The following is a 4,450-nucleotide window of genomic DNA, read 5'->3' as shown; positions in this document are numbered from 1 at the left end:
CTTTTTATGATTCTGTAGCAAGGTAACTTGTCCAACCATATTGCTTCTCCATTGTATTGAATCGGTTAGCTATGGTTGAATACACTGTCTGGCCAGAATATCACCTTCTTTATTTTTATTTTCAATAGGTTATTAAAGTTTTTCTCGGTTCATGTCGTACGCTTGCCCTGATAATGACACAAAAAGAGCCTGGATCACAATTCAATTATATTTACAAAAATCGACATTTTGGCTGGGGGCGTCGAATTAAGCGGTTTGCATACAACGAAAAAACAGATAGATAACTTGAGAGAGTTTTAATATAGACCGGCTACACCCTTCTTTGGCAAGATCATATCCTGTCTTCTTGTTTTCGGTTTTCAGCCATGTCAGGTGGCCTTGTAATTCAATAGCATCATTTACCGTAATCCCTGTTTCGAATTCAGTACCATATGTTTCTGCACTTTCAACATTTGCATAAACATACGTCGTGATATCGTCCGTTGTACCTGTTTCATGTGCTTCAATAAGATCTTCAAGTTCATTGTAAAAGAAGACCAGTGAACAATGTATACGTTCTTTATGGAGAGCTATTCCTGCTTCATAGCTTTCCGAAGTTTCTGGATCAAGGTCGTTGTTGCCTATATAAAGGTCTTTCCCCTGGTTTTTTGATTCCTTACCATAGAGTTCGTTTAATGTTGCTGCGCGAAATCCTTGCCCATAACTCGTCCAAACCTTGGCATTGGAGAAAAAGAGTGTGGCCATGATACGGGGGGTAAAGTGTGAACCTGCACTGTCGTAGTCATCGTAGCGCAAACTGCTGACAAGGTTAAATCGTTCAAAGGGGCTCCAGTCGATCTGGCCGAAAATGGCTTGGCTTTTTTCCGACTCACCGTCTTCATGCCCTATGTTCATCTGGTCGCCTTCCAGGGATTCCCTTCTCGCCTCTCCGCCTGCCGTAAAAGTGAATTTTTCACCTGTGCGATACGAGGCTCGTAATTCTGCTTGCCCGAGGTCTCGCTCATTGTCATGTTCGTCCGCCGGGGGAGAAAAATCATAGGAACCTTCACTATGATTACCGTATAGGCGGGCCATAATATTCAGTGGGCCGGATTGGTCTGATTCATATTGAAGATAGCCTCCCAAACGTTCATCATCCCCTTGGCGTTCTCTCAATTTTTTCATGTAATAGCGAAGACCTTCCCGTTCAAAATGATTCCATTCGCCACCAAAAGAAACAAGGTGTCCCTCTAGCAAATCCAGCGCAGCTCTTGTGTATACTGAACTCAGTTTTGTATCGTCAATTTCCTGTCCGGAATATATGTCTGTATCATAACCGTCCTGTACAGAATGACTGACTGCAGCCGTAGCACGGAGAGGGCCGACAGATGAACCTGCCATGGCCTGTATGCTTTGTTGTGCTGCCTGACCTGTTGCTCCACGAACATCAAGTGCTGCCTCAGTTTTTTCTGAAGGTGACCGGGTAATAATGTTAACCACTCCTCCTGTGGCCTCACTTCCATAAATAGCAGATCCAGGGCCACGCACAATTTCAATGCGATCAATTACAACAAGGGGTATCTGGTTGGCATCAACGGTAGCATTATAGCCACCGGTTAATCTGCGACCGTCAAGGAGTAAGAGGGTATGGCCGGATCCTAACCCCCGAATAGATATCTCTCTACTTCTTCCTGATCCTGATGAAATACTTATTCCTGCAGCCTGCAGAAGTACATCAGCGACGCTTTCTGCGCCAAGGGTCGCAATTTCTTTACTTTCTATGACTTGTACTGTCCCAGGAGCCTGGCTCAATTGCTGTTCTACCATTGTCGAGGTAACCACTATGGGCGACAGGTCTACATCCTCTAAAGCCTGGGCTTGCATAGGGTATAAAAGACCCGCAAGCGCAATAACTGATGGTAGAGTACGTTGTGTTTTCATGTGTTTTTTCTGTCTCATCTTTATTCCTTAATTCTAGTGCAACATGCGTTGCTATTACGCCTGAAAGCTTGTCTTCATGAAGGCTACAATTCTTATCCTGCTTGAGTTCACAAACCATGAGTTATCACCGTCTCTAAACGAATATGGGATCATGCAGGCTATCGACAATATCTCCTGTCTGACATGTGTCGAGGCTTATGATTGGTTTTCTAAGGAAACAGGGGCGCGGCCAGCGCACTTTGTAACTGTTTTCTGGAACCTTGCAGAAGGGAAGCTCAGTAAAAATTTGCAAACGTTATTCTTTTTAAGAATAACGGTCAACGAAAAAATAGACCTTTATGCAGGGAGAGAATTGAGGAGAATTATTGTATGCTTTGCAGCGTACATTTCTCGCAACGTATTTGAATAGGTACTGGGTGTGTACTATTCTAACTTGCCAAAAAAAACACAATATATAGCGCAAAGCATGCTCTTGCTATGGCAATATATTGTAGGTAAGAATAGTACGCGCCCAGTACCATTTTGTCGCACTTTGTTTTAACTGTTCTGTGATTCCATTTTCACCTGAACTCCAAAGCGTTTTTCTTCTATCTTGGAGGTCATGAATGAGATTATGGTCATCCTGGGGCGTCAATTACTCAGTTCGGATATTAAATTTATTCAACAATTAATCCAGAGCAACCCTTCTTGGAATCGCACAAGAATTTTCAAGGAAATATGCATACACTGGGATTGGCCCCGCCCCAATCCTCCTACGTTCAACGCTGCTGTCCTGGCAGAGCAATCTGAACATACCTTGAAAGTCGTCTAAAGCGTACACTATTTGATCTCCACTCCCAAGTACTCCAAGAACAGCTTGTCTCCGGCCACTGATTTGGTAGAACATCGATAAGTACTCATGACAGTCTGTACTTTCGTCGTTTCAATGCAGTCAAACCAATCCAATATTTAGGCAAGTGAGCGCTGTGCAATCCAGTTATCCAGTTTCTTTTCGAGCTTGATAAGTAATTTGGTTTTTTCGGGTTCTTTCTTCCTGAGCTTAGCTTGCACTTGCATTATTTTTTTTTCGTCAGAAAAAATAACTCTGTCCCTTTTTGCTTTTTGTTGGGAAAAGTTCACCTTACCCCTGCCAATAGTGTTTGACTGTTCGTGGATATTTCTGTTAGTTAGCTAATAAGGATCTATGGTTTTGCTGTTTACGATGACTCTTCAGTTTTCATCAAATGCGTCACGTTGAGGTTGCCAATGGTTGATTTTATCACATTTGGCTATCGTTTATGTGTAAAGATTTAATGAAATAAAACTTTATAACTAAGATAAAGTTAACCTGTGGAGAATGGCACGAGGGAAAACCACGGATCTTAACAAAATAACGGGTTGCCATGTTGATAAGACAACTCGATTTTTTGTTTGAATAATTAATGAGGAGGAAGGTTATGAAAAAATATCTTTTTGTAGCATTTGTAATTTCAAGTATTTTTCTGGTTTCAAATCCGGTACATTCTGCTGACAAGGTAGTGGTAGTACCATTAAATTCTTCGACCGCGGCAGCCACTGATACTGCTACTGAGGTATTTAATGGAACAAATAATAGCAATACCGATCCTAGATATGCCGGTATTGCAGGTTCTCAGGATGGTTCAACTCTTGATGGCCATGTATTCCCAGTGACTAGGGCTTGTACCATTAAAAACTTCACAATCTATATATCCACAAATAACCTTGGTGGAGATTCTTGTACTATTACATTACAAAAAAATGGTGTAGATACAGCCATTACAAAAACCTATACCTCTTCAACAAACGCAGGAGCCGTTGATGTCATATCAGGTACAGTAAGCTATGCAGCAGGTGATATCTTTTCCATTTATGCTCAGACTGGTGGAACAGCTTCTTCAGGATCATTTGCATATGGTGGGGCCTTTGACATGGAATATTGATAAGGTATAGCCATAACCCTGAATCCGTGACGTATTAATTGGCAGTGTCCCAAGAGGGCACTATTATCATTTTTTTACCCGAACAACCACTTTGGTTGCGTTTCAAGGGACCAATAACCCCGTAGAGACCACATGATCTCTGAAAATCTGACGAATAAAAACCGGGATAGATTTATTGTGCGGCCGGGCCAGGTCGTGTATTTCAGCGGGTGTGAACCCCGCCCCGGAAGGTTGGCCAACCACCGGGTAGCAAGTCTTTGGAGGCTCTGTGGTAACATAGAGTTTTAAGCGTAAGACAGCGAGCAGATAGGCCGTAAGCCGAAAGGTTGAAGGGATTGAGCCACGAAATTGTCGCGTCAGGAAGGATCACACTGTAATAAAAGTGGAAATCAACACAGGTACCAGCGCTATGGCAAGTTGCTACCTGCTTCCTCGGGGTCAGAGACCATGGCATGTCTGACATAGTGAATACACGGCAACCCGGGAGACCCTGTGCTTCTTTTGAAGTCAAAGAGTATGCCGGACAACTGAAGAGGTAGGAAGGCAAATGTGGCACAGGGAGTCGGATAGCCTCATAGTACCAATGAAGG

The 4,450-nt window shown here is 42.9% G+C and carries 3 protein-coding genes and 1 pseudogene; 2 read left to right on the top strand and 2 right to left on the bottom strand.

Features of this window, described 5'->3' with window-relative positions; genetic code table 11:
• Window positions 1-246: 246 nt before the first annotated feature.
• Window positions 247-1,920: a TonB-dependent receptor plug domain-containing protein gene (locus G493_RS0122265; protein ID WP_205623743.1), complete on the bottom strand. Its 1,674-nt coding sequence runs from the start codon at window positions 1,918-1,920 to the stop codon at window positions 247-249.
• Window positions 1,921-2,521: 601 nt separating this feature from the next.
• On the opposite strand from G493_RS0122265, the gene G493_RS0122255 reads away from it, so the two are divergent.
• The gene (locus tag G493_RS0122255; RefSeq protein ID WP_028582137.1) at window positions 2,522-2,731 is read left to right on the top strand and encodes a hypothetical protein; all 210 of its coding nucleotides are present in this window, start codon (window positions 2,522-2,524) and stop codon (window positions 2,729-2,731) included.
• Window positions 2,732-2,739: 8 nt separating this feature from the next.
• On the opposite strand, the pseudogene G493_RS35020 reads toward G493_RS0122255, so the two are convergent.
• A pseudogene (locus tag G493_RS35020) lies at window positions 2,740-2,985 on the bottom strand (IS1634 family transposase); the annotation flags it as partial.
• Window positions 2,986-3,356: 371 nt separating this feature from the next.
• Here G493_RS35020 and G493_RS0122245 point away from each other — a divergent pair.
• A complete protein-coding gene (locus G493_RS0122245) occupies window positions 3,357-3,860 on the top strand; it encodes a hypothetical protein (RefSeq protein WP_028582136.1) in 504 nt (167 codons plus the stop codon).
• Window positions 3,861-4,450 lie beyond the last annotated feature (590 nt).

Source organism: Desulfogranum japonicum DSM 18378, from assembly GCF_000429945.1.
Classification (GTDB): Bacteria; Desulfobacterota; Desulfobulbia; order Desulfobulbales; family Desulfobulbaceae; genus Desulfogranum; species Desulfogranum japonicum.
Note: the sequence above shows the minus strand (reverse complement) of the source record. Positions and strands in the feature narration are given on the sequence as shown.

Bases quoted from the DNA above. Each gene is read 5' to 3' on its own strand.
- G493_RS0122265 (WP_205623743.1), bottom strand. From the start codon at position 1,920: ATGAAAACACAACGTACTCTACCATCAGTTATTGCGCTTGCGGGTCTT.
- G493_RS0122255 (WP_028582137.1), top strand. From the start codon at position 2,522: ATGAATGAGATTATGGTCATCCTGGGGCGTCAATTACTCAGTTCGGAT.
- G493_RS0122245 (WP_028582136.1), top strand. From the start codon at position 3,357: ATGAAAAAATATCTTTTTGTAGCATTTGTAATTTCAAGTATTTTTCTG.